This window comes from Aeromicrobium ginsengisoli (assembly GCF_004134905.2).
GTDB classification, from domain to species: domain Bacteria; phylum Actinomycetota; class Actinomycetes; order Propionibacteriales; family Nocardioidaceae; genus Aeromicrobium; species Aeromicrobium ginsengisoli.
Window position 1 is genome coordinate 1,261,679 of sequence record NZ_SDPQ02000002.1, and the last position, 21,772, is coordinate 1,283,450.

Sequence of the window (21,772 nt, forward strand, 5' to 3'; positions counted from 1 at the left end):
GGCCCACTGGGTGTCCAGGACGGTCAGCCGGCCTGTCGGTCCACGAGCTCGACGCGCGTGGCGTCGCGCTCCGACGCCCCCATCGCGGCGGCGACGCGGTGGTGCACCGCGCCCTCGCTGTGCCGGCTCTGCCGGTCGAGGGTCAGCCCGAGCGCGGTCTGCGCCCACATGCTCGTGGGTTCCAGCTCGACGAGCGTGCGGAACGCCTCCTCGGCGAGCGGCAGGTGCGCCGCAGCGAAGTGGGCCCGGCCCAGCAGCTCCCAGGCCGCGGGGTTGCCCGGTTCGGCTTCGACGACCTTGCGGAGCACGCGAGCAGCGTCGCGCGGGAAGCGCGAGTCGAGCAGGTCCTCGCCGTAGCGGAACGCGTCGAACAGGTCGAGCGACTCGATCTTCTCGTCGCTGAGGTTCGGGGTCAGGTAGATGGTCATGAAGCCTCCTTCCAGGGCGTCGGCGGGGTCAACGCCGCCATGACAGGGTTCATTCCGCGGGCTCGGTCGTCTCGGTGGGGGTCGGTGTGGGCGTCGTCGCTGAGGGTGTCGGCGTCGGGGTCGTGGCGCTCGGCGTCGGGGTCGTGGTGGGGATGGTTGTCGTCGGTGTGGTGGTCGGCGTCTTCGTGGGATCGCTCGGTTTCGGGTCGCCCTTGCTGCCCCCGAACGTGTCGCCGATCGTCGTGCCCTTGGACCCGTCGAGCGTACGGTCGGCCACCAGCTCGTACGTCGTGATCGCGGCCAGCGCCAGGGCCAGCACGACGACGGTCGTCACGGCGATCGTCTTCCAGTGCAGCCGTGGCGCTGGTTCGTCGGGCACGAACTCGGCGCGTTCGACGGGGGCATCTTCGCCGGCCTGGTCGATGGTCTCGGCGATCTCGCCATCCGCCTCGACGCGGCGCTGGATCACCGTGCCGGTAGCCGTGGTGACGAGCAGGGTGCGGCCCTTGTCGAGCGTACGGGCGTAGAGCGCCGACGTGACGGTGACGGTCGCGCTGCCAAGGGCGGCGCCCACGAGGGTGCCGGCGACACCGAGCCGCGAGGCGATCCAGGCGGCCGTGACCGCGGCCAGCACGCTCGCGGCGAGCTGGAACCAGGAGACCTCACCCAGGAACCCGCGACGCTCAGACATACCGGCCAGCCTAGGGTGTCGAGCCGAATACCTCTGATGCCAGCGTTTCGACCTCGTCGAGCCACGTTGCTCGCTGATCGTCGGTCGAGTCGGTGACCGGGCGCAGCACGCGGCGGGTCACGCGAGGCCCGCCGAGATAGGGCGCGACGCAGCGGCCCCAGATCGAGGCCAGCGGGTCGTGGTAGAGCTCGCGCTCGCGTTCGTCCGTCGCGTCCGACGTGTTGACCACGAACAGCTCGGCGATCGGGGCGAGCGGCTCGGGGTGGCCGGTGGCATCGGCCAGACGGTAGGCGACACCGGGCACGACCACGCGGTTGATCCAGCCCGTCAGGATCGCCGGCGGCATGCCCCACCAGTTGGGGTGGACGACGACGAGGCCCTCGGCGACGCGGAGCTCCTCGCGGTGCAGCGCCGCCATCGGGTCGTTCTCGCGGGCCAGGACCGACTCGATGGCCGCGCCGCTCGTGTGTGACTCCTCGGCGGTCAGCACGGGATCGAACCGCTCGGCGTAGAGGTCGTGCGACCGTACCTCGTGGCCGAGATCGAGCAGTCGGTCGCCGATCCGCTCGGCCAACGCGTGGCAATAGCTGGTGGCTCGGGGGTGGGCCAGCAGGAGCATCACGGTCGCCATGGATGACGATTCTGGCAGCCCGGGCGGCGCTGTGCGGGCGAACGGGCGTGTCATCGGCCTGTCGGCGCGATTGTGTCGGTCCCGGTTGCGACACTGACGACATGGAACTCGTCATCGTGCTTCTCGTGGGACTCGGACTCGGCCTCGTCGGGGGCTGGTTGTTCGGTCGGGCGTCGCGTGCCGACGTGATCGGCGTCGACTCGCAGGTGCTCGAGGCGCGTCACGCCGCGCTGATCTCGCAGGTCCGTCACGACGAGGCCGTCGTACGCGCGGAGGTCGAGCAGCAGCTCGCCGCCGCCCAGGCCTCGGTCCAGGGGCTCCGCGAGCAGCTCGTGCTGGCGCAGGACCAGCACCGCCAGACGGTCGAGGCGCACCGCCACGAGACCCGCCAGCGTGAGGCGGCGACGCAGACCGAGAGCAAGGTGCTCGAGAAGCTCGCGCCCGTCGCAGCGCAGCTCAAGGACATGCAGCAGAAGGTGCTCGACCTCGAGAAGCAGCGCAGCGAGCAGCACGGCGATCTCGCCGCCCAGATCCGGGCGACCCGGCAGAGCGCCGAGCAGTCCAAGATGGCCGCCGAGACGCTGTCGGCTGCCCTGCGCAACAACTCCGTACGCGGTGCCTACGGCGAGCTCCAGCTCAAGACCTTGGTCGAGTCGGCCGGTCTGCTCAACCGCATCGACTACTCCGTGCAGGAGTCGATCTCCGCCGACTCCGGCGCCCGTCGCCCCGACATGGTGATCAAGCTGCCCGGCCGCAAGCAGGTCGCGATCGACTCCAAGGTGCCGTTCAGCGCGTTCATCGACTCGTTCCGCGAGGACATCAGCGAGGCCGAGCGCAAGTCGCTCCAGGCCCAGCATGCCAAGCAGGTCCGCGGTCACGTCGACGCGCTGGCCGGCAAGGAGTACTGGACGGGGCTGCCGGTCAGCCCCGAGTACACGATTGCGTTCATCCCGAGCGAGGCGATCCTCAACACCGCCCTCGACGCCGATCCCACGCTGCTGGAGTACGCCTTCAGTCGCGGCATCGTGCTGGCCACACCGGTCAACCTGTGGGCGACGCTCAAGACCGTGGCGCTGACGTGGAAGCAGGAGGACCTCGCCGAGAACGCCCAGGAGCTCGTCGACCTGGGCCGCGAGCTCTACAAGCGGCTCGGCAAGCTGTCCGACCACGTCTCCAAGCTGGGTCGCTCGATCGAGGCCACGGTGCGGTCCTACAACGACTTCGCCGGCTCGCTCGAAGGGCGCGTGCTCGTCACGGCTCGCAAGCTCGACGGCATCGACGAGGCGCGGATGCTCGGCGAGGTCAAGCAGATCGAGGGCGACACTCGCCGGCTCACCGCGAGCGAGTTCACCGCGCTCGAGGAGACCGGCATCGCCCGCCCGGAGATCGACTTCGAGCAGGTCGGCCTCCCCGGCGTCGCCGGCGACGACGAGCGCACGGCCTGACTCACCTGCTCACCGCGTGCGGCTGAGCGCTGCGACGACGCCGACCCAGACGTAGCCCGGCCACAGGGCCAGGCGTTCGAGCGCGCCGAGCGCGGTCGATCCGTCACCGGCCAGCAGCGCCGCGAAGCCGACGACTCCGACTGCGGACAGCGCGGCAACCACCAGGGTGGCCCGGGCGAGCCGGGGACGCATGGCCCACAGGCTGAACGCCGTGAGCAGCAGCGCGGTGGGTTGGGCCAGGAAGACGGGCAGTGCGACGAGGCCGTGCAGACCGCCGTGCTCGTTGACCGGGACCAGCCCCACACCGACGGAGCCGAGCCCGGAGACGCACCAGACCACCACGGCGGCCGTGCCGGTACGCCCTGGCAGGGTCCGGGAGCCCAGCAGGAGCGCTCCGAGAGCGAGGGTGACGCCGAACCAGATGAACCCGATGTTCATCGCGGTGTGCCACGGAGAGCACAGCACGTCGCCACGAACCGTCCGGCACGAGGTGTTGCCGAGGTCGCTGATGGTGGAATCGGTGAAGCCGTAGTCCCGCGAGGCCTGCAGCCCCACGACGACCTCGGTCACGACGTAGAGCGGTTGCAGCGTCCACGCCGCTCTGCCCAGGCCGACGCCTCGTGGGCTCAACCTCGAAAGGCTCAGCGGAGAGCCTGCTCCAGGTCGCCGATCAGGTCGCCGATGTCCTCGATGCCGACGGACAGGCGTACGAGGTCGTCAGGCACCTCGAGCAGCGAGCCTTCGGTCGAGGCGTGCGTCATCGCACCGGGATGCTCGATGAGGGACTCGATGCCGCCGAGGCTCTCCGCAAGGGTGAACAGCTCGGTGCGCCCGCAGAAGTCGAGCGCCGCCTGCTTGCCGCCGGCCAGGCGTACGGAGATCATCCCGCCGAAGCGACGCATCTGCTTCGCCGCGACCTCGTGACCGGGGTGCTCGGGCAGGCCGGGGTAGAGGATCGACGCGATGCTCGAGTGCCCCTGCAGGAAGTCCACGATCGCCTCGGCGTTGTCGCAGTGCTTGTCCATCCGCACCGCGAGCGTCTTGGCGCCGCGCATCGTCAGGTAGGCGTCGAACGGCCCCGGCACGCCACCGGCACCGTTCTGGAGGAACGCGAACGCGGCGTCGAGCGCGTCGTCGTCAGTGATCAAGGCGCCGCCGACGACATCGGAGTGGCCGCCGAGGTACTTCGTCGTCGAGTGCAGCACGATGTCGGCGCCGAGCTCGAGCGGTTGCTGGAGGTAGGGCGACGCGAACGTGTTGTCGACGACGAGCTTGGCGCCGGCAGCGTGCGAGATCTCGCTGATCCCCGCGATGTCGCCGACGTTGAGCAGGGGATTGGTGGGCGTCTCGATCCAGACGGCCTTGGTCTCGGGCCTGATCGCCGCACGGATCGCGTCGAGGTCGTTGACCGCGGCGACGGTGTAGGTGATGCCCCACTGGCTGAACACCTTGTCGATCAGCCGGAACGTGCCGCCGTACGCATCATCGGGGATGACCATGTGGTCGCCGGGGCGCAGCAGCGAGCGGATCGCGCAGTCGGTGGCGGCCATGCCGGAGCTGAACGCCCGGCCGTGGGCGCCGCCCTCGAGTGCTGCGAGGTTGGCCTCGAGCGCCGTACGCGTCGGGTTGCCGGTGCGGGCGTACTCGTAGCCGGAGCGCATGCCGCCGACGCCGTCCTGCGCGAAGGTCGAGGAGGCGTAGATCGGCACGTTGACCGCGCCGTTCTCGGCGTTGGGCTCATAGCCCGCGTGGATCGCCCGGGTGGCAAAGCCCTGCCACGCGCCCTCGTCTTGCGTGCTCTTCTTCTCGCTCATGCCGCCACCCCCGTAGAAGACCCACGATACGGAGATGCCGGCATGAGTGCTGCCTCATTGTTCACTCGCTGGCGCTCGCTCATCAGACATGCACCCCAAGCAGGTCGTGGCGGGTCAGGACACCGAGCGGCTTGCCGTCCTCGATGACCATGACGGCGTCGCTGGTGTGCAGGGCCTCCAGTGCGTCGTCGAGGCTCTCGCCGGAGCCGAGCAGCGGGAGCGGTGGCTCCATGTGCTGCGAGACGGCGTCGGTCAGCAGGGCGCGGCCCTCGAACACGGCGCTGATCAGCGCGCGCTCGTTGACGCTGCCCGCGACCTCCCCGATGACGACCGGCGGTTCGGGGCCGACGACGGGCATCTGGGAGACGTTGTACTCGCGGAGGATCTCGATGGCGTCACGGATCGTCTCCGACGGGTGGGTGTGCACGAGGGCCGGCATGCCGCCGGACTTCGTGCGCAGCAGGTCGCCGACGGTCATCTCGTGAGGCGTGCCGTCGAGCGGCTCGCGCAGGAATCCGTAGGACGACATCCAGTCGTCGTTGAAGATCTTGGACAGGTAGCCGCGGCCGCCGTCGGGCAGCAGCACGACGACCAGGGCGTCGGGACCGGCTTCGGCGGCGACCTGGAGCGCAGCGACGGTTGCCATGCCGCAGGATCCACCCACCAGGAGGCCCTCTTCGCGGGCCAGGCGACGGGTCATCTCGAACGAGTCGGCGTCGCTGACCGCGATGATCTGGTCAGGGATGTCGGGGTCGTAGGCGCTGGGCCAGAAGTCCTCGCCGACCCCTTCGACGAGGTAGGGGCGTCCGGTGCCGCCGGAGTAGACGGAGCCCTCGGGGTCCGCGCCGATGACCTTGACCGCGCCGCCGGAGACTTCCTTGAGGTAGCGGCCGACGCCGGTGATCGTGCCTCCGGTGCCCACGCCGGCGACGAAGTGCGTCACCTTGCCGTCGGTGTCGGCCCAGATCTCGGGGCCGGTCGTCTCGTAGTGGCTCTCGGGGCCGGCCGGGTTGGAGTACTGGTCGGGCTTCCAGGCGCCGTCGGTCTCACGTACGAGGCGGTCCGAGACGTTGTAGTAGCTGTCGGGGTGGTCGGGCGGCACCGCGGTCGGGCACACCACGACCTGCGCGCCGTAGGCCCGCATGGTGTTGCGCTTGTCCTCGCTGACCTTGTCGGGGCAGACGAAGATGCACTTGTAGCCGCGCTGCTGGGCGACCAGGGCGAGTCCGACGCCGGTGTTGCCGGAGGTCGGCTCGACGATCGTTCCGCCGGGCTTGAGTGCCCCCGAGGCTTCAGCGGCGTCAACCATCTTGACCGCGATGCGGTCCTTGGCGCTGCCGCCGGGGTTGAGGTACTCGATCTTGGCGGCCACGGTCGCGGATCCCGCGGAGGTGACCGAGTTGAGACGGACCAGCGGGGTGTTGCCGATCAGCTCAACGATGTGGTTTGCAATGGGCATGTCGCCATTCTTGCACTCGGCAGCTCAGTGGGATCGCGCCGTCGTCAGGGCTTCGTGAGCACGGGCGCGGCCTCGCGCACGTCGAGCTCGGCGGCCGGGCCCGACGCCTGCAAGGTCTGCCCGATCGTCTGCCAGGCGCCGTCGTCGACGCGGTAGCGGACCCGGTAGGTCACGTCGACGCGCGGATGCACGTCGTTGGCCGGCTCGCGGTAGCGATGCGTCACGTCCATCGCGGGATATGGCCTGCCGGGTCGGCTCGTCGTGGAGGCCGTGCCGTCGTCGTGGATCCACGTGTAGCGGACGGGTGTGGCGACCAGGTCGACGTCGAACCCCAGTAACGTCACGCTGCGCTCGAAGGGCTGCGGCTGCGTGTAGAAGATGGTCTCGACGTTGACCAACGTCTCCTCGCCGGGCTGGATCTGCACCTCGAGGCTGGGCAACCCGATCTCCCGCACCGCCCGAAGCACATCCCCCTCAGTGAGCTCAGCATCGTCGGGCTCTCCCGGATCCACATTCCGGCAGCCGTAAATGAGTACCACCGGATCCACGCGACAAATTTGAACGGGCCGGGATTCCTCCGATTGATGCCGATCGGTGGGAACTGTCGCGCGATCAAATGAGTCTGGCTCCTCATCTTCAGCCTCGATGTAGAGCTCCGGTCTGAGGTCTGCAGGATCGACATCGACGTCAGCAGCGACCCTGGTTGGAACGAGTGCAATCAAGGCGACCGCAGCGACAACAATTGGCCGAATCATGGCTTTTCCAAAATCGTGATGTTCCTTAGGACAAATGGCGCCTTTGGCGACAGGTCAAAGCCAAACCTGTAACGCTTGATGGTTCCTTCATTGACGTCCATGTCAGCGTTGACTCGGGTGTCGCCGACCAACTCGATTTCATCGTCGTGAAGGTCCCACAGGCGTACTGAAATCCGGTCTCCCTTCGCGTAGATCGCCCGAAACTTGTCGGCATACCGTTTGCATGGTTTGCATCCTGGAGCTGAGAGCCGCGACAACTCCTCGACATCACCGGTGCTCGCTGCGTAGTTGAAGACGTCGATGTAGTGCTTGACGAATGCCGCGGCGCCTTCGGGCGTGTCTTCCTTCGCCTGGGCGGGCATGGTCGGCGGCGTGGCGGTCGGCGTCGCCGAGGTGGCCGTGCGCTTCGGCTCCTTGGGCTCCGGATCCGACGAGCACGCGCCCAGGGTCAGGAGGGCCACCAGAACAATTCCCCCGAATCGCATGCCGGAGAAACTACCGAAACCCGCCGGGTTCTGTCAGCCCCCGAGCAGCGGCTGTGGACAACGTGTCTCAGGGACGGAGTGGACGACCCTCAGAGTCGTTGGGGTCGCCGGTGAGCATGAGAACGCCGTCGATCAGCGACCACAGCGAGCCGATGCCGCACGTGAAGATCGCCACGAGCAGCTGCGCCACACCCGTGCCGGTGTCGCCGATGTAGAACCGCCCGATGCCGAACGGCAGCAGGATGTTGAGCAGTCCGGCGATGAGCTTCTGCTTGTCGGAGTACGGCACCCCGGTCACCGGGTGCACACCCCACGGAGCGCCGGCATGGGCGCCGTATGCATACCCGGGCGGTGGTGGATATCCGCCGGGCGGCGGCTGATATCCCGGTGGGGGACCGTAGCCCGGAGGCGGCGGAGGCGTGCCGTAGCCCGGAGGTGGCTGGTTGACCCGACCGTAGTCGGGCTCACCACCCTCCAGCGGGACAGTCGGCTCGTTGCTGTCGGACTCGGGCGGTTCCGGCGGTGTCGACGTCATGCCCCACACGCTAACGGCTACACGACCGCACCCGTCGTCGAACGGCCGTCATCGACGTTCGCGTATGGGTCGATGACCTTGTTGCCCGGATCCGACGGGTCGTACGGCCACCGCTCCTCCAGCACCACGGCCAGCGCCGATGCCGTGAAGATCGTCGACAGGATGCCCACCGACAGCCCGAGCAGCAGCGCGATCGCGAAGTCCGTCAGCGAGTCGCCGCCGAGCACGGCCAGCGCGGCGAGGATGAACATCGCGCCGAGTCCCGTGTTGATCGTGCGGGGGATCGTCTGCAGGATCGCCTCGTTGACGACCTGCCGCAGAGGTCGCTTGCGGTTCTCGCGCGTGTGCTCGCGGATGCGGTCGAACACCACGATCGTGTCGTTGACCGCCAGACCGATGATCGACAGCACCGCGGCGAGGAACACGCCATCGATCGGCTTGCCCCACCACGCGAACACCCCGACCACGGTCAGGACGACCGACGACATCGACAGCACCGCTGCAGCGGCGTACGTCCAGCGGAACCGCCACGCGAGATAGATCATCTGCGCCGCGATCGCGATGCCGAACGCGATCAGCGCCTTGTCGCGCAGCTCCTTGCCGAGGCTCGGGCCGACCAGCTCGTCGCGCTCCTTCTCGACGTCGCCGGCGACGCCCGACAGCGCCTCCTCGATCTGGAACGCCTCGTCGTTGGAGATGTCGTCGACGCGGACCGTGATGTTCTCTTTGCCGTCCTCGCCCGACGACGACTGCACGACGGCCTTGGGGAACCCGGCCGCGCCAACGGCGTCACGCGCCTCGTCGACGCTGACGGACTGCGACGACGAGTACTCCAGCAACCGCCCTCCGGTGAACTCGACACCGAGGTTGAGCCCGCGCAGAGCGATCCCGCCGATCGAGAGCACCGCGACGACCGCGGTGACCGCGATCCATGTGCCACTGCGCTTCATGAGGTCCGGGCCGCTCTCGGCGAGCCATGTGCGGATGCGGCCGGTCCCGGCGAGCCCGCTGATCCCGGGCCGCTTGCGGACGTACGCCCGGCGCACGGCCCACTCGCTCAGCACCCGCGCGACGACGAGGGCCGACACCATCGAGGCGATGACGCCGATGGACAGCGTCACGCCGAAGCCCTTGACCGGCCCGGAGGCGAAGAAGAACAGCAGCGCCGCCGCCAACAGGGTCGTGACGTTGGAGTCGATGATCGCCGACCACGCCTTGTTGAACCCCGTGTTCAGGGCGGGCGACAGGCCGGCCTCCGTACGTTCGGCATACTCCTCCCGCGCTCGTTCGAACACCAGCACGTTCGCATCGATCGCCAGGCCGATCGCGAGCACGAAGCCGGCGAGGCCGGGCAGCGTCAGCGTCGCGCCGAGCCAGACCAGCAGCCCGTACGAGATCAGGGCGTATGAACCGAGCGCTATCGTCGCGAGCAGGCCGACGAGCCGGTAGACGAACATGATGAACAGGCCCGTGAGGATGATGCCGATGATGGCGGCCTCGATCGAGGCATCGATGGCTACCTTGCCGAGCGTCGGGCCGACCGTCCGCTGCTCGACGATCTCGACCTCGATCGGGAGCGCGCCGCCCTTGATCAGGACGGCGAGGTCCTTGGCTGACTCCTGCGTGAAGCTGCCCTGGATCTGCGTGCTGCTGCCGCCGCCGGAACTGCACAGCTCCGGCACGACGCCGGGGGAGGAGATGACCTTGTCATCGAGCACGATCGCGACCCGGTTGCCGGCCGCGGTGTTGGAGCACGCGTCGGACACGAGCTGCTTCCAGCCGCCACTGCCGGTGCCGTTGAACTGGACGCCCACGACCCATTCGCCGAGACCCTGCTGCTCGGTCTCCGCCGTCGCATTCTTGACCCCGGTGCCGTCGAGCAGCGGCTTGCCGATGATGACGGGGGCGCCGCTCTCGTCCGGCAGCAGCTGTTCGCCCTTGGCCGCCTTCTCGTCCTGGGCGGGGACGCGCAGCACCTCGTGGAACGACAGCTGGGCGGTCTGCCCGATGACCTCGGCCGCCTCGCGTGGGTCCTGCACGCCGGGCAGCTCGACGATGATGCGCGTGTCGCCGGAGCGAGCCAGGGTCGGTTCGGCGACGCCGAGCGCGTCGACGCGGCCGCGGAGCACGCTGAGGGCGCGATCGGTCGACTCGGCGTTGGCCTTGGCGCGGTCGGAGTCCTTGGCCTGCAGGACGATCTGGGTGCCGCCCTTGAGGTCGAGGCCGAGCTTGGCCGAGCTGGTCAGGGCAAGGGCTAAGGAGATGGCGACGACGGCGAATGCGGCGACGGCGCGCCACAAGGGTGCACGGGATGACATGGGACAGCTTTCGGAGAAACACGCCGACGACGGCGCGGAAGGACGGGTGGGTTGGCGGGCTCAGAGAGCCGGCGGTGCCCGTCCGGTGGGTGTGACGAGGTCACGGCCCGTGCGTACGACGAGGGGGTCAGCGGTCGCGAGTGCCGCTGCCGGGCGTACGTCTGCGGTCGCGCTCGGCGGTGTGGATACGAGGTCCAGGTGCAGCGGCGCGTGGTGGTGGGTCGCAGGCAGGGAGACGTGCTGGGTGCGCGCAGCCTTGACGGCGGAGCCCGCATGGCTCACGCCTGACACGGTGGTGCGCTGGGCCGAGACCCGGGTCGGCCCGCCGAACGTCACGAGGAGCACAGCGACCAGAGCCGCCGTCAGCGCAGCCGCGGTCCTGCGCGCTGCGGGCCTCGAGAACATCTGGCGAGTGTACGTGAGATGAGACGGTTGCCGGCCGCATCCAAAGCCTGCCTAGGCTGGACGCATGACGAGCCAGCGAACCCTTGGATCCAGCGACATCACCGTCTCCACCGTCGGCGTGGGGTGCAACGCGTTCGGCACCCGCATCGACGCAGAGCAGACCACCGCCGTCGTCGACGCCGCGTTCGAGCACGGCATCACGTTCTTCGACACCGCGGACTCGTACGGCACCGGTCAGAGTGAGCTCTTGCTGGGCGAGGCGCTCAAGGGTCGCCGCGACGAGGTCGTCATCGCGACGAAGTTCGGCATGGACATGCAGGGCGTCAACGGTGACGACGGCGGCCGGCGCGGCACCCCGGCGTACGTCCGCACGGCGGCGGAGGCGAGCCTCAAGCGGCTCGGCACCGACCACATCGATCTCTACCAGCTGCACACGCCGGACCCGTCCACGCCGATCGAGGACACGCTCGGGGCGATGACCGAGCTGGTCAAGGAGGGCAAGGTCCGCGCGATCGGCAGCTCCAACCTGCAGGCCTGGCAGGCCGTCGACGCCGATTGGATCTCCCGCACCAAGGGGCTCGAGCGCTTCGTGACGGCGCAGAACGAGTACTCGCTCTACAACCGCACCGCGGAGACCGAGCTCGTCCCGGCCTGCCTCGCGCTGGGCGTCGGTGTGCTGCCGTATTTCCCGCTCGCGTACGGCTTGCTGACCGGCAAGTACCAGCGTGGTCAGGATGCTCCTGCGGGCACCCGCCTGGCAGTCCAGTCCGATCGCCTCGCGACGGCCGACTGGGACCGCATCGAGGCGCTCGAGGCATACGCCGAGGCTCGTGGCATCTCGATCCTCGACCTGGCGATCGGCGGGCTCGCCGCGCAGCCGGCGGTGTCCAGCGTCATCGCCGGGGCGACGAAGCCGGAGCAGATCGCGGCGAACGCCGCTGCGGGCGGGTGGACGCCGACCGCTGAGGACCTCGACGAGCTGTCGGAGATCGGCCGACCGGCGCAGTCCTACACCACGTTCGCGCCGCGACGTTGACTCGGTGAGGGTCGCGCCGGGCTGGGAAGCGCCTCACGGCGCGTGGCCGCTCGAAGCGGCTAATGTTGGGACCCGGGGCTACCACAGCCCGACGCGTGCACCAGCCTAACCGAGCAGCGGCGCAACTCAAGGCACCTCGGCCCTCGGTGTGATTCAGATCAATGCAGGCGGGACGAACGCTCGAGCTCGGCGGCTCGGCGCAGGTGCACCGCGGTGTCGACGAGCTTCGCCGCGCTCTGCGGATCGCCGCTGTCGAGCTGGGCCCGCCCCACGCCGACGATGTGCGCGAACGCCGCTGCCCGGTCGAGCGTCACGTCGAAGTCGTCGCCGACGATGCCGCGCACGACGGTGTCGACCAGCGCGATGACCTCTTCGGGACCCGGGGGATCGACGACGCCAGCCAGCACCTCGTGCACGGGTGCGTACGCCTTGCCGGCGGAGAACTCGCGCGCGGCCTGCTCGGGCTGGCGGTAGACCCAGGTGCGCAGCAGGTAGAGCCGCCAGAGCGCACCCGCGAGGCTGTCGGCAGCGGCGTGCGACCAGAGGTCGGCGATGACGCCGAGGCCTTCCTCGTCGGCGAGGTGCAGCACCCGGTCGACGAGGCCCTGGTCGTCGCCGGAGCGCGGTCCGCGGACCAGCAGCGTGGCGATGCGATGACCGGCGGCCGCCATCTCTGCGGGATCGGCGCCATCAGCTTGCGCCTCGAACAACGCCGATCCGGGCAGCGACGGTCGCTTGAACTCATTCACGTCGCCACCTCCCAGAAGGGCCCACGATACGGAGGCGTCGACGTGACGTATTGATGGTTCGCTCGCTGGCGCTCATTCACGTCGCGCCCCCTGCGGAATCCCTCCGGTCATGCGTCAACCGTAACCGCGTGCACCCAAGATCAGGCGCTCTGAACGACCTTGGATTCGTGGGGTGTCGTCGCCACCTTGGGCTTGCGCAGATAGAGCGGCAGGATCACGGCGAGATAGATCGACCAGCAGATGCCCTGCAGCCACGACGGGTCCGGCTGGAAGTTGACGGTGCCCTTGAGCAGGGTGCCGTACCAGCTGTCCTTGGGGATGGTCGAGGAGATGTCGAAGATCGCGTTGCCGAGGTGGCTGATGCCGCCGACGTCGCCGGTCAGGCGGGGCAGGAACCCGGCCTCCTGCAGGTCGTAGACGCCATAGGCCAGCACGCCGGCCGCGACGATGATCAGCAGGAATCCGGTGACGGTGAAGAACTTGCCGAGGTTGACCTTGATCGCGCCGCGGTAGATGCCGATGCCGAGCAGGATCGCGATGAGGAAGCCGAGGGTGGCGCCGATGAACGGCTGCGGTGAGTACGCGTTGGCGATCGTGCTCCACATGATCGCCGCGGTCTCGAGGCCCTCGCGGCCGACCGTGAGGAACGCGACCAGCGCAATGGCGCCGTTGCCCAGGGCGACAGCCGAGGCCATCTCGCCCTCGAGCTCCTTCTTGAGCCCGCGCGCGGTGCGGCGCATCCAGAAGATCATCCAGGTCACCAGGCCGGCGGCCAGGATCGACAGCGTGCCGCCGACGCCCTCCTGCGCCTTGAACGACAGCTGTTCGAACGCGATCGTGACGAACGTGAACACCGCGATGACGAGCGCGATCGCCGCCGCGACTCCCAGCCACACGTAGCGGATCTCGTGCCGACGTTGGGTCTTGACGAGATAGGCGATGAGGATGCTGACGATCAGGCTGGCTTCGAGGCCCTCGCGGAGACCGATCAGAAGGTTGGCGAACACATCCTCGATCGTAACTTAGGTCGGGCTTACCTCGGTCGCCGAGAACCTAAGAACTACGTCACACCGACTCAGGCTTGAGGGCCGCCGTGAGCGGGTCGACGATCAGGCCGATCTGCCACGCGCGAGCGCCGTCGGCGACGAGCGCCTCGGTCACCGTGTCGACCGTGATCGGCGTCGGCGGCTCCCACGCGAGATTGCGGACGAGCTGCGGGCTGATGAGGTTCTCGGTCGGCAGGTCGTGCTTCTCGGCGAGCTCGACGACGACCTCGCGGCTGCGGGCGAGACGGTCGGCGGCTTCGGGGTTCTTGTCGGCCCAGGCGCGTGGTGGGGGCGGCCCGTCGGTGCGTTGACCGGTCGTCGGCAGCTCGGACTCGTCGAGCGTGAGTCCGCGTTCGATCGCGTCGTACCACTCGCTGAGGAACCGCCGCGGGCCGCGATTCTTCATGATGCGCATCGACTTGAGCGCGTTGGCGTCCTGCGGGGGATTGACCGCGATCTCAAGGATCGAGGTGTCGGGCAGGATGCGTCCCGGCGTGGTGTCGCGAGCCTCGGCGATCGCGTCGCGGGTCTCCCAGATCTCGCGCACGAGGCCCAGCGCCCGGCGCCCGCGGGCCTTGTGGATGCCGGACGTACGCCGCCACGGCTCCTTGCGTTCGGGCGGGCCCTGGAACGACAGCAGTGCTTCGAACTCCTCGGCGGCCCACTCGCGCTTGCCGGCCTTCTGGAGCTCGGCGTCGATCAAGTCACGGAGCTCGACCAGCACCTCGACGTCGAGCGCGGCGTAGACGAGCCACGGCTCGGGCAGTGGGCGGGTCGACCAGTCGGCCGCGGAGAACTCCTTGGCCAGGCTCAGGCCGAGGTAGTGCTCGACGAGCGCGGCCAGGCCCACGCGCGGCAGGTTGAGGAGCCGCCCGGCGAGCTCGGTGTCGAACAGCGACTCGGGATAGAGGCCGACCTCGGCGAGGCACATGAGGTCCTGCGTGGCGGCGTGCAGGATCCACTCGTTGCCGTCGAACGCGGTGTCGAGCGGCACGAGGCTGTCGAACGCCGTGGGATCGATCAGGTGGGTGCCAGAGCCCTCACGGCGTACCTGCACGAGGTAGGCGCGCTGCGAGTAGCGGTAGCCCGAGGCCCGCTCCGCGTCGAGCGCGATCGGACCGGTGCCGGCCGCGATGCGTTCGCACGTGTCACGGAGCAGCTCCGGGGTGTCGACGACCGGCGGCAGCGGGTCGCGGAGCTCCAGGCGGGGTGCTTGCGGTGTGACCGGTTCCGGCGTCTCGTCTGCTATGGCGTCGGTCGGGATCTCGTCGGGGGTGGTCTGGTCAGCAGGGGTCAACGGACACCACGCCTGCGGGGTAGGGGGATGACGCCGGGCGCCAACGGCGGGAGCCCGGCGATGGCGCACAACAGGTTGGACCACGCGGCGGCGTGCGAGTCCATGCCGGGGGTCGGGGGCTCGGTCAGCGGCGTCCACGATGCGCGGACCTCGATCTGGGCGTCCGATCCGTCGGCCTCCATCTCGCCGAAGCCCTCGGAGCGTACGACCGTGACGCTGCCACTGCCGGCGGTGTAGCCGCTGCCGTACGCCTCGAGCGCCTCGGTCAACCAGCTCCAGCCCACGCTGGGCAGCACGGGGTCCGCCGCCATGTCGGCGTCGATGTCAGCGCGGGCGAACGTCACACAACGGAACGTACCGCCCCAGGCGTCGTTTCCGGCAGGGTCGTGCAGCAGGATGAAGCGGCCGGTGGCCAGCTCGTCGTCGCCGACCAGCACGTCGCCGCTGATCGCAAACGCGTGCGGGGCGATGCGTTGGGGCGCAGGCATCTCGTCGACCACGACCTCGGGTCGAAGGACGGCCTGCCGGATCAGCTCCACCGCAGAGATGAACTGCGCGGGGGTGCGGTCGATGTCGCTTCGGGCTCCCACCCTGTGATCGTAGGCCTGCCGGGGTCAGCCGGGGCCCCGACACTCCGCACGAGCGGGGTCGCTGCCCGACTCTGCCGGTCACTGCCCACCTGAGACAATGCAGTGTGACCGCGACCTTGACCGACAGTCCCTTCCTGCAGGCAGCCCGTCGCGACCGCCCCGCCCACACGCCGGTGTGGTTCATGCGCCAGGCCGGTCGCGCGCTGCCCGAATACCTCGCCATCCGCGAGGGCGTCCCCATGCTCGAGTCGTGCTTCCGCACCGACATGGTCGTCGAGATCACGATGCAGCCCGTACGTCGCTACGGCGTCGACGCCGCGGTCTTCTTCTCCGACATCGTGGTGCCGCTCAAGGCGATCGGCGTCGACCTCGACATCGTCCCCGGCACAGGACCAGTCGTCGCGGAGCCGATCCGCACGCTCGCCCAGCTCGACCAGCTCCGCGACCTCGAGCCCGACGACGTCACCCCGATCACCGACGCTGTCACGGCGCTCGTCGGCGAGCTCGGGGCCACGCCGCTGATCGGGTTCGCCGGTGCGCCGTTCACGCTCGCGTCCTACCTCGTCGAGGGCGGTCCGTCGCGCGATCACCGGCTGACCAAGCAGCTGATGTACTCCGACCCCGACCTGTGGCACGCCCTGCTGGGTCGCATCGCGGCGATCGCGGGGCAGTTCCTGCGCCTGCAGGTGCAGGCCGGTGCCTCGGCGGTCCAGGTGTTCGACTCGTGGGCCGGTGCACTGTCACTCGCCGACTACGAGACGTACGCGAAGCCGCACTCGGCCGCGGTGCTCGCGTCGGTGGCCGACCTCGACGTCCCGCGCATCCACTTCGGCGTCGGCACGGGCGAGCTGCTGCACGCGATGGGCGATGCCGGCGCTGACGTCGTCGGTGTCGACTGGCGGGTCCCGCTCGACGAGGCTGCACGCCGCATCGGTCCGGGCAAGGCGGTGCAGGGCAATCTCGACCCGGCCGCGGTGTTCGCGCCGACCGAGTTCCTGCACGCTCGCGCGGCGGAGGTCATCGAGGCCGGACGCGCCGCGGAGGGCCACATCTTCAACCTCGGGCACGGCGTGACGCCGGCGATGGACCCCGACGCACTGACACGGCTCGTGGAGTTCGTCCACGGCTACGAGCCGGTCGCCGGCTGAGATGCGCGTCGCAGTCGTCGGCGGTGGCATGTCCGGCCTCGCCGCCGCACACGAGCTGGTCGCGGGTGGCGCCGAGGCTGTCGTGCTCGAGGGCTCGGACCGGTTGGGCGGCAAGCTCAAGCTCGGCTCGGTCGGTGACGTGACGCTCGACCTCGGCGCCGAGTCGATGCTGGCCCGGCGGCCCGAGGCGCTCGACCTGGTGCACGAGGTCGGCCTTGACGAGCGCGTCGTCAACCCGCGCACGATCACGGCGTCGATCTGGACGCACGGAGCGCTCCGGGCGATGCCGCCGACGGTCATGGGCATCCCCGCAGATGTCGATGCCCTCGCCGCTTCGGGCATCGCTGAGGTCGATCCGCACGTCCTGCCGGTGCCCGACGACGACGTGTCCGTCGCGTCGTTCGTCACCGAACGCCTCGGCCGCGACGTGTTCGACCGGCTCGTCGAGCCCTTGCTCGGCGGGGTCTACGCCGGGCACACGGATGCGCTCTCGTTGCGGGCGACGACGCCGCAGATTGCCGCGCTCGGCCCAGACCTGCTCGCCGGGGCCACCACAGCACGGGCCGCCGCCAACGCGACCGGCCCGGTCTTCGCCGGGCTCGTCGGGGGAGTCGGCCAGCTGCCGGCGGCGGTCGCCGCGACGCCCGGCATCGACGTACGCCTCGACGCGACGGTGCGCGCCATCACGCGTACGTCCGAAGGGTGGCGGCTCTCGGTCGGGCCGACGACCGACGTCGAGCACCTCGATGTCGACGCCGTCGTCGTCGCCGCGCCGGCACCCGCGGCCGCTCGCCTGATCGCCGAGGACGCGCCTGACGCCGCGTTCGCGCTCGCCGCGATCGAGTACGCCAGCATGGCGATCGTGACCTACGTCTTCGACGAGCCACCGGCGTTCGACGGCTCGGGCTTCCTGGTCCCGCCGGTTGACCACACGTTCATCAAGGCCGCGACGGTGTCGTCCAACAAGTGGGGGTGGGTCGCTGACACGGGGCGCACGGTCATCCGCGCCTCGGTCGGACGGGCCGGCGAGGCGACGTTGCTGCAGCACGACGACGGTGACATCGCGGCTCGTGCGCTGGCCGACCTGCGCACCGCGTTCGGCCGCCTGCCCGAGCCGCTCGACCACGTCGTGCAGCGCTGGGGTGGCGGGCTGCCGCAGTACGACGTCGGGCACCTCGACCGTGTGGCCGTCGTCGAGCGCTCGATCGCCGCGGTGCCGGGCCTCGAGGTCTGCGGCGCGGCCTACAACGGCGTCGGCATCCCCGCCGTCATCGCGTCGGGCCGGGCGGCTGCGCGGCGCATCCTCGACGCTGGGACAATCGGAGCATGAGCGAGCGCAGCGAGCGAATCATCAAGACAGGGTTCATGCCGGCGTCTCCGTATCGTGGGCTTCCTTCGGGGGCGACGGCATGACCGAGCGCGTGGAGAACAAGGGCAAGCTGGCCAAGGAGATCAACGACACGATCCGCTACACGATGTGGTCGGTGTTCCGTCTCGAGCGACCCCTCGGTGATGCTCCGCGTGCCGCGTTCGCCGCCGAGGTCGACGAGCTGATCGGCAAGCTCGCCGCCGATGACGTCGTGGTCCGCGGCACGTACGACGTCAGTGGCCTGCGGGCCGACGCCGACCTGATGATCTGGTGGCACGCGCCGACCAGTGACGCGCTGCAGGTGGCCTACAACGCGTTCCGGCGCACGGAGCTCGGCTCCCACATGGCGCCGGTCTGGTCGCAGCTCGCGCTGCACCGGCCTGCCGAGTTCAACCGCTCGCACATCCCGGCCTTCATGGCCGAGGAGGAGACGCACCCCTACGTCTGCGTCTATCCGTTCGTACGGTCGTACGAGTGGTACCTCCTGCCTGAGGAGGAGCGCCGCGACATGCTGCGCGAGCACGGCATGCAGGCCCGCGACTACCCCGACGTACGCGCCAACACCGTGGCGTCGTTCGCCCTCGGCGACTACGAGTGGATCCTCGCGTTCGAGGCCGACGAGCTGCACCGCATCGTCGACCTCATGCGCGAGCTGCGAGCCAGCCGCGCCCGCCGGCACGTACGCGAGGAAGTCCCGTTCTACACCGGCCGCGCGCACACGGTCAGCGAGCTCACCGAGCTCTGGCCCTAGCCACGGGGACGCGCACTCCAGCGGAGGCTCAGGCGTCGGGCTCGAGCTGAAGCGCGACGCCGTTGATGCAGAATCGCTGGTCCGTGGGCGTCGGGAAGCCTTCGCCCTCGAACACGTGGCCGAGGTGCGAGCCGCAACGTGAGCAGCGGACCTCGGTGCGTACGCCGCCGAAGACCGAGCGGTCCTCGATGTACTGGACGCGGTCCTCGGCCAGTGGCGCATAGAACGCCGGCCATCCGCAGTGTGCGTCGAACTTGGTCTCGCTGCGGAACAGCTCGGCGCCGCAGGCGCGGCACGCATAGACCCCGACCGTGGGGTCGGTCTCATAGGACGAGCTGAACGGCCGCTCGGTGCCCTGCTTGCGCAAGACCTGGTACTCCTCGGGGCTGAGCTCGGCCTTCCACTCTTCCTCGGTCTTCTCCACGTCGTACGTCATGCGTTCAGCCTACGACGTGGGGCGCACTCAGCGCTGGGCGTCGAAGGGGACGTGCTCGAGGAGGTGGACGCTCGGGACGTCGAGCTTGCGCTGCGCCCGTGCGGTCCAGTCGATCCGCAGGAACTCCTGCACGATGTGCGGCTCGGTGAGGATGATGGCCTCCGACGAGCCGGTGTCCTTGACGAGCTGGACGAGCGCGTCGATCGGGTCGTCCTCGGTCAGCAGCGCGGAGACCTGCTGGCCGCGCTCGGTGAGCAGAGCGGCGCTGGCGTCGAGCTCGGACTGCCCGGCCTTGACGATCTCCTCCTGCACGTCCTCGATCGCGTCGGCCTCGCCGATCGGCACGATCTGCCCCGAGCCGAGGGCGCTCATCGATGAGGTCAGGATCGCGTTCGAGCTCTCGACCGGCAGCAGGAGGTGGTAGCGGACGGTGTCGTCGAGCCCTTCGTGGAGGGCGATGATCTGGTCGGCATCGAGCGCGTTGAGCTGGCGCTCGATGAGCAGAGCAACGTCATACATGTGTCGTGATCCCTTCGTCGCCTTCACCTTACGGTGGGGCGTCCCGCACGCCCGCGACTGGATCCATGTTCGGGCATACTTCCGCCATGGCCAAGACCTTGGATGAGCTGCTCACGGTGACCGCGCCGGTGGACCTCCCGTCGTACGACTCGCGCGCGACGACGGGGTTCGACGGCAAGAAGGCGGACGCCGAGAAGCAGCTGACCCAGCTGGGCGAGGAGCTCAGCAACCTGCAGGAGAAGCTGTTCGCCGGTGGCCGGTCCGGCGCGAGCCCGACGCGCGTGCTCGTCGTGCTGCAGGGGATGGACACGTCCGGCAAGGGCGGCATCATCCGTCACGTCGCCGGACTCGTCGACCCTCAGGGACTCGCGATCACGTCGTTCAAGAAGCCGACCCCCGAAGAGCTCGAGCACGACTTCCTCTGGCGCGTCGAGAGCCGGCTGCCGCAGCCGGGCGAGATCGGCGTCTTCGACCGCTCGCACTACGAGGACGTCCTGATCGGACGCGTGCGCCAGCTGGCGACGCCCGCGGAGATCGAGCGGCGCTACGGCGCGATCAACGACTTCGAGAAGGCGTTCACCGACTCCGGCGGGATCCTCGTCAAGTGCTTCCTGCACATCACCAAGGACGACCAGAAGGAGCGGCTCGCCGCCCGGCTCGACGACCCGACGAAGCACTGGAAGTTCAACCCCGGCGACCTCGACGAGCGGATGCTGTGGGACGACTACCAGCGCGCGTACGCCTTGGCGCTCGAGCGGTGCTCGACCGACCACGCGCCGTGGCACCTCGTGCCGAGCGGTCGCAAGTGGTACCGCAACTGGGCCGTCGCGACCCTGCTGCTGGAGCAGCTGCGCGCCCTCGACCTCAGCTGGCCGCAGGCCGACTATGACGTCGAAGCCGAGAAGACCCGGCTCGCAGGGATGTGACGGTCGTTCCTTGAGCTTGGCGAAAGGATCCTTTCGCCAAGCTCAAGGAACGGGACTCAGGCGAACAGGGCCTCGAACGGGACCAGGTCGACGGCACCGACGGCGTAGCGGGCCAGGATGACCCGGGCCACCTCGACATCGACGCCCAGCGGCTCGGCCACGGCAACGGCTCCTGCTTCGTACGCCAGCTCGGCCACACGGTCGGGCAGGACACCCGGTGCGAGGAAGAGCTGACCGACGGCGATGTGGCGGCGTCCGTCGGCGCGATGCGTACGCACGGCCTCACCCGCAGCGGGCGGGACCGCCGAGGCGAACGCCGCGATCGTCGGCAGCTTGTGGTGTGCACCCCACGCGCGGGCTGCGCGCGAGATCGCCGCGTTGGCAATCGGGTCGGACGAGCCGGCGCCGGCTAGGACGAGCGCGTCGAGCTCACGGACCCGGTTCTTCGACAGCGCCTCACGGAGTCGCTTGTCGAGCACGTGGAAGAACGCGTTCTCGATGCCGAGGACCTTGGTCGCCTCGATCTTGATGCCGTCGTGGCGTGCCAGGGCGCCCTTGATGACCTGCGGCACGTCGACGTTGGCGTGGAACGCTTCGGTCAGCAGCAGCGGGACGACGACGATCTCCTGGAAGCCCTCAGCCACGAGCTGGTCGACGACACGGTCGAAGTCGGGCTCGGCGAGGTCGAGGAACGCAGGCTCCACCCGGAGGTCGGGACGCATGCATGCGACCAACTCCGTAAGGGCTGTGATGGTCTCGGCAGAACGCGGGTCGCGGCTGCCGTGCGCAAGAGCAATGAGTGCTGGTGCGGTCATGATGCATCCTCCTTTCGAGATGGTGCTGTCGGTGATTCGTGGGTGGTCAGGTTGCTGGGGGAGAGCTGGCCGATGAAGCCGAGGCGGAACGCCCGCAGACACGATCGGCACTCCCACTCGCCGT

General features: G+C 69.3%; 24 protein-coding genes. 6 read left to right on the forward strand and 18 right to left on the reverse strand.

The genetic code is table 11. The features are described from left to right. Positions 1–23: 23 nt before the first annotated feature. From ESP70_RS12975 to ESP70_RS12985, 3 genes are read right to left on the reverse strand one after another with little or no spacing between them, the layout of a single operon-like run. Complete coding sequence (locus tag ESP70_RS12975; RefSeq protein WP_149689659.1) at positions 24–428, reverse strand: tetratricopeptide repeat protein; 405 nt, start codon at positions 426–428, stop codon at positions 24–26. A gap of 49 nt (positions 429–477) precedes the next feature. Further along, positions 478–1,119: a hypothetical protein gene (locus tag ESP70_RS12980; RefSeq protein ID WP_149689660.1), complete on the reverse strand. Its 642-nt coding sequence runs from the start codon at positions 1,117–1,119 to the stop codon at positions 478–480. A 10-nt stretch (positions 1,120–1,129) separates the two neighbouring features. Then, positions 1,130–1,750 carry an NAD(P)H-dependent oxidoreductase gene (locus ESP70_RS12985; protein WP_149689661.1) on the reverse strand — a complete coding sequence of 207 codons (621 nt, stop codon included), beginning with the start codon at positions 1,748–1,750 and terminating at the stop codon, positions 1,130–1,132. 101 nt (positions 1,751–1,851) lie between these two features. Between ESP70_RS12985 and ESP70_RS12990 the strand changes: the two genes are divergently transcribed. Further along, positions 1,852–3,195: a DNA recombination protein RmuC gene (locus tag ESP70_RS12990; RefSeq protein WP_223148710.1), complete on the forward strand. Its 1,344-nt coding sequence runs from the start codon at positions 1,852–1,854 to the stop codon at positions 3,193–3,195. Between the two features lie 9 nt (positions 3,196–3,204). Here the strand turns inward: ESP70_RS12990 and ESP70_RS12995 are convergent, their stop codons facing one another. From ESP70_RS12995 to ESP70_RS13030, 8 genes are all read right to left on the reverse strand, one after another. Beyond that, positions 3,205–3,825 carry a DUF998 domain-containing protein gene (locus tag ESP70_RS12995; RefSeq protein WP_188110614.1) on the reverse strand — a complete coding sequence of 207 codons (621 nt, stop codon included), beginning with the start codon at positions 3,823–3,825 and terminating at the stop codon, positions 3,205–3,207. Positions 3,826–3,836: 11 nt separating this feature from the next. Beyond that, the gene (locus tag ESP70_RS13000) at positions 3,837–5,009 is read right to left on the reverse strand and encodes a cystathionine gamma-synthase (protein ID WP_149689663.1); all 1,173 of its coding nucleotides are present in this window, start codon (positions 5,007–5,009) and stop codon (positions 3,837–3,839) included. Positions 5,010–5,091: 82 nt separating this feature from the next. After that, positions 5,092–6,468: a cystathionine beta-synthase gene (locus tag ESP70_RS13005; RefSeq protein WP_149689664.1), complete on the reverse strand. Its 1,377-nt coding sequence runs from the start codon at positions 6,466–6,468 to the stop codon at positions 5,092–5,094. 44 nt (positions 6,469–6,512) lie between these two features. Beyond that, on the reverse strand, positions 6,513–6,923 hold the full coding sequence (locus ESP70_RS13010) for a hypothetical protein (RefSeq protein ID WP_149689665.1): 411 nt from the start codon (positions 6,921–6,923) through the stop codon (positions 6,513–6,515). A 296-nt stretch (positions 6,924–7,219) separates the two neighbouring features. Then, positions 7,220–7,708, reverse strand: coding sequence for a DUF6318 family protein (locus ESP70_RS13015; protein ID WP_149689666.1), 489 nt, complete (start codon positions 7,706–7,708; stop codon positions 7,220–7,222). 67 nt (positions 7,709–7,775) lie between these two features. Beyond that, entirely contained in the window at positions 7,776–8,243 is a 468-nt protein-coding gene (locus ESP70_RS13020) for a TM2 domain-containing protein (RefSeq protein WP_149689667.1), read from the reverse strand. Positions 8,244–8,260: 17 nt separating this feature from the next. Further along, positions 8,261–10,561 carry a protein translocase subunit SecD gene (gene secD, locus ESP70_RS13025; RefSeq protein ID WP_149689668.1) on the reverse strand — a complete coding sequence of 767 codons (2,301 nt, stop codon included), beginning with the start codon at positions 10,559–10,561 and terminating at the stop codon, positions 8,261–8,263. Between the two features lie 60 nt (positions 10,562–10,621). After that, positions 10,622–10,966 (reverse strand): hypothetical protein, encoded by a 345-nt coding sequence (locus ESP70_RS13030; RefSeq protein WP_149689669.1) that lies wholly within the window; start codon positions 10,964–10,966, stop codon positions 10,622–10,624. 64 nt (positions 10,967–11,030) lie between these two features. Here ESP70_RS13030 and ESP70_RS13035 point away from each other — a divergent pair, with 64 nt between their 5' ends. Then, positions 11,031–12,002, forward strand: a complete 972-nt coding sequence (locus ESP70_RS13035; RefSeq protein ID WP_149689670.1) for an aldo/keto reductase — start codon at positions 11,031–11,033, stop codon at positions 12,000–12,002. A 158-nt stretch (positions 12,003–12,160) separates the two neighbouring features. On the opposite strand, the gene ESP70_RS13040 is transcribed toward ESP70_RS13035, so the two are convergent. The 4 genes from ESP70_RS13040 to ESP70_RS13055 all read right to left on the reverse strand — a co-directional run bounded on the left by ESP70_RS13040 (position 12,161) and on the right by ESP70_RS13055 (position 15,684). After that, on the reverse strand, positions 12,161–12,751 hold the full coding sequence (locus ESP70_RS13040; RefSeq protein WP_149689671.1) for a hypothetical protein: 591 nt from the start codon (positions 12,749–12,751) through the stop codon (positions 12,161–12,163). Positions 12,752–12,891: 140 nt separating this feature from the next. Further along, on the reverse strand, positions 12,892–13,758 hold the full coding sequence (gene efeU, locus ESP70_RS13045) for an iron uptake transporter permease EfeU (RefSeq protein WP_149689672.1): 867 nt from the start codon (positions 13,756–13,758) through the stop codon (positions 12,892–12,894). A 58-nt stretch (positions 13,759–13,816) separates the two neighbouring features. Then, entirely contained in the window at positions 13,817–15,094 is a 1,278-nt protein-coding gene (locus ESP70_RS13050) for an HRDC domain-containing protein (RefSeq protein ID WP_246162020.1), read from the reverse strand. Then, on the reverse strand, positions 15,091–15,684 hold the full coding sequence (locus ESP70_RS13055; protein WP_149689673.1) for a DUF3000 domain-containing protein: 594 nt from the start codon (positions 15,682–15,684) through the stop codon (positions 15,091–15,093). The genes ESP70_RS13050 and ESP70_RS13055 overlap by 4 nt, the downstream gene beginning before the upstream one ends. A gap of 104 nt (positions 15,685–15,788) precedes the next feature. Here ESP70_RS13055 and hemE point away from each other — a divergent pair, with 104 nt between their 5' ends. From hemE to hemQ, 3 genes are all read left to right on the forward strand, one after another. Then, entirely contained in the window at positions 15,789–16,832 is a 1,044-nt protein-coding gene (hemE, locus tag ESP70_RS13060; RefSeq protein ID WP_149689674.1) for a uroporphyrinogen decarboxylase, read from the forward strand. Between the two features lies 1 nt (position 16,833). After that, positions 16,834–18,162 carry a protoporphyrinogen oxidase gene (hemG, locus tag ESP70_RS13065; RefSeq protein ID WP_149689675.1) on the forward strand — a complete coding sequence of 443 codons (1,329 nt, stop codon included), beginning with the start codon at positions 16,834–16,836 and terminating at the stop codon, positions 18,160–18,162. 79 nt (positions 18,163–18,241) lie between these two features. Then, positions 18,242–18,952 (forward strand): hydrogen peroxide-dependent heme synthase, encoded by a 711-nt coding sequence (gene hemQ / locus ESP70_RS13070; protein WP_149689676.1) that lies wholly within the window; start codon positions 18,242–18,244, stop codon positions 18,950–18,952. A gap of 28 nt (positions 18,953–18,980) precedes the next feature. On the opposite strand, the gene msrB is transcribed toward hemQ, so the two are convergent. Together msrB and ESP70_RS13080 are read right to left on the reverse strand one after the other, a co-directional pair. After that, a complete protein-coding gene (msrB, locus tag ESP70_RS13075; protein WP_149689677.1) occupies positions 18,981–19,388 on the reverse strand; it encodes a peptide-methionine (R)-S-oxide reductase MsrB in 408 nt (135 codons plus the stop codon). A gap of 27 nt (positions 19,389–19,415) precedes the next feature. Continuing rightward, the gene (locus ESP70_RS13080; RefSeq protein WP_149689678.1) at positions 19,416–19,907 is read right to left on the reverse strand and encodes a hypothetical protein; all 492 of its coding nucleotides are present in this window, start codon (positions 19,905–19,907) and stop codon (positions 19,416–19,418) included. An 86-nt stretch (positions 19,908–19,993) separates the two neighbouring features. Here ESP70_RS13080 and ESP70_RS13085 point away from each other — a divergent pair, with 86 nt between their 5' ends. Next, positions 19,994–20,833 carry a PPK2 family polyphosphate kinase gene (locus ESP70_RS13085; RefSeq protein WP_149689679.1) on the forward strand — a complete coding sequence of 280 codons (840 nt, stop codon included), beginning with the start codon at positions 19,994–19,996 and terminating at the stop codon, positions 20,831–20,833. 56 nt (positions 20,834–20,889) lie between these two features. On the opposite strand, the gene ESP70_RS13090 is transcribed toward ESP70_RS13085, so the two are convergent. Further along, positions 20,890–21,648: a sirohydrochlorin chelatase gene (locus tag ESP70_RS13090; protein ID WP_056214478.1), complete on the reverse strand. Its 759-nt coding sequence runs from the start codon at positions 21,646–21,648 to the stop codon at positions 20,890–20,892. Positions 21,649–21,772 lie beyond the last annotated feature (124 nt).

Bases quoted from the DNA above. Each gene is read 5' to 3' on its own strand.
- hemQ (WP_149689676.1), top strand. From the start codon at position 18,242: ATGACCGAGCGCGTGGAGAACAAGGGCAAGCTGGCCAAGGAGATCAAC.
- ESP70_RS12990 (WP_223148710.1), top strand. From the start codon at position 1,852: ATGGAACTCGTCATCGTGCTTCTCGTGGGACTCGGACTCGGCCTCGTC.
- ESP70_RS12985 (WP_149689661.1), bottom strand. From the start codon at position 1,750: ATGGCGACCGTGATGCTCCTGCTGGCCCACCCCCGAGCCACCAGCTAT.
- ESP70_RS13085 (WP_149689679.1), top strand. From the start codon at position 19,994: ATGGCCAAGACCTTGGATGAGCTGCTCACGGTGACCGCGCCGGTGGAC.
- ESP70_RS13035 (WP_149689670.1), top strand. From the start codon at position 11,031: ATGACGAGCCAGCGAACCCTTGGATCCAGCGACATCACCGTCTCCACC.
- ESP70_RS13080 (WP_149689678.1), bottom strand. From the start codon at position 19,907: ATGTATGACGTTGCTCTGCTCATCGAGCGCCAGCTCAACGCGCTCGAT.
- ESP70_RS13090 (WP_056214478.1), bottom strand. From the start codon at position 21,648: ATGACCGCACCAGCACTCATTGCTCTTGCGCACGGCAGCCGCGACCCG.
- msrB (WP_149689677.1), bottom strand. From the start codon at position 19,388: ATGACGTACGACGTGGAGAAGACCGAGGAAGAGTGGAAGGCCGAGCTC.
- ESP70_RS13020 (WP_149689667.1), bottom strand. From the start codon at position 8,243: ATGACGTCGACACCGCCGGAACCGCCCGAGTCCGACAGCAACGAGCCG.
- ESP70_RS13030 (WP_149689669.1), bottom strand. From the start codon at position 10,966: ATGTTCTCGAGGCCCGCAGCGCGCAGGACCGCGGCTGCGCTGACGGCG.
- ESP70_RS12975 (WP_149689659.1), bottom strand. From the start codon at position 428: ATGACCATCTACCTGACCCCGAACCTCAGCGACGAGAAGATCGAGTCG.
- ESP70_RS13000 (WP_149689663.1), bottom strand. From the start codon at position 5,009: ATGAGCGAGAAGAAGAGCACGCAAGACGAGGGCGCGTGGCAGGGCTTT.
- ESP70_RS13015 (WP_149689666.1), bottom strand. From the start codon at position 7,708: ATGCGATTCGGGGGAATTGTTCTGGTGGCCCTCCTGACCCTGGGCGCG.
- ESP70_RS12980 (WP_149689660.1), bottom strand. From the start codon at position 1,119: ATGTCTGAGCGTCGCGGGTTCCTGGGTGAGGTCTCCTGGTTCCAGCTC.
- secD (WP_149689668.1), bottom strand. From the start codon at position 10,561: ATGTCATCCCGTGCACCCTTGTGGCGCGCCGTCGCCGCATTCGCCGTC.
- hemG (WP_149689675.1), top strand. From the start codon at position 16,834: ATGCGCGTCGCAGTCGTCGGCGGTGGCATGTCCGGCCTCGCCGCCGCA.
- ESP70_RS13005 (WP_149689664.1), bottom strand. From the start codon at position 6,468: ATGCCCATTGCAAACCACATCGTTGAGCTGATCGGCAACACCCCGCTG.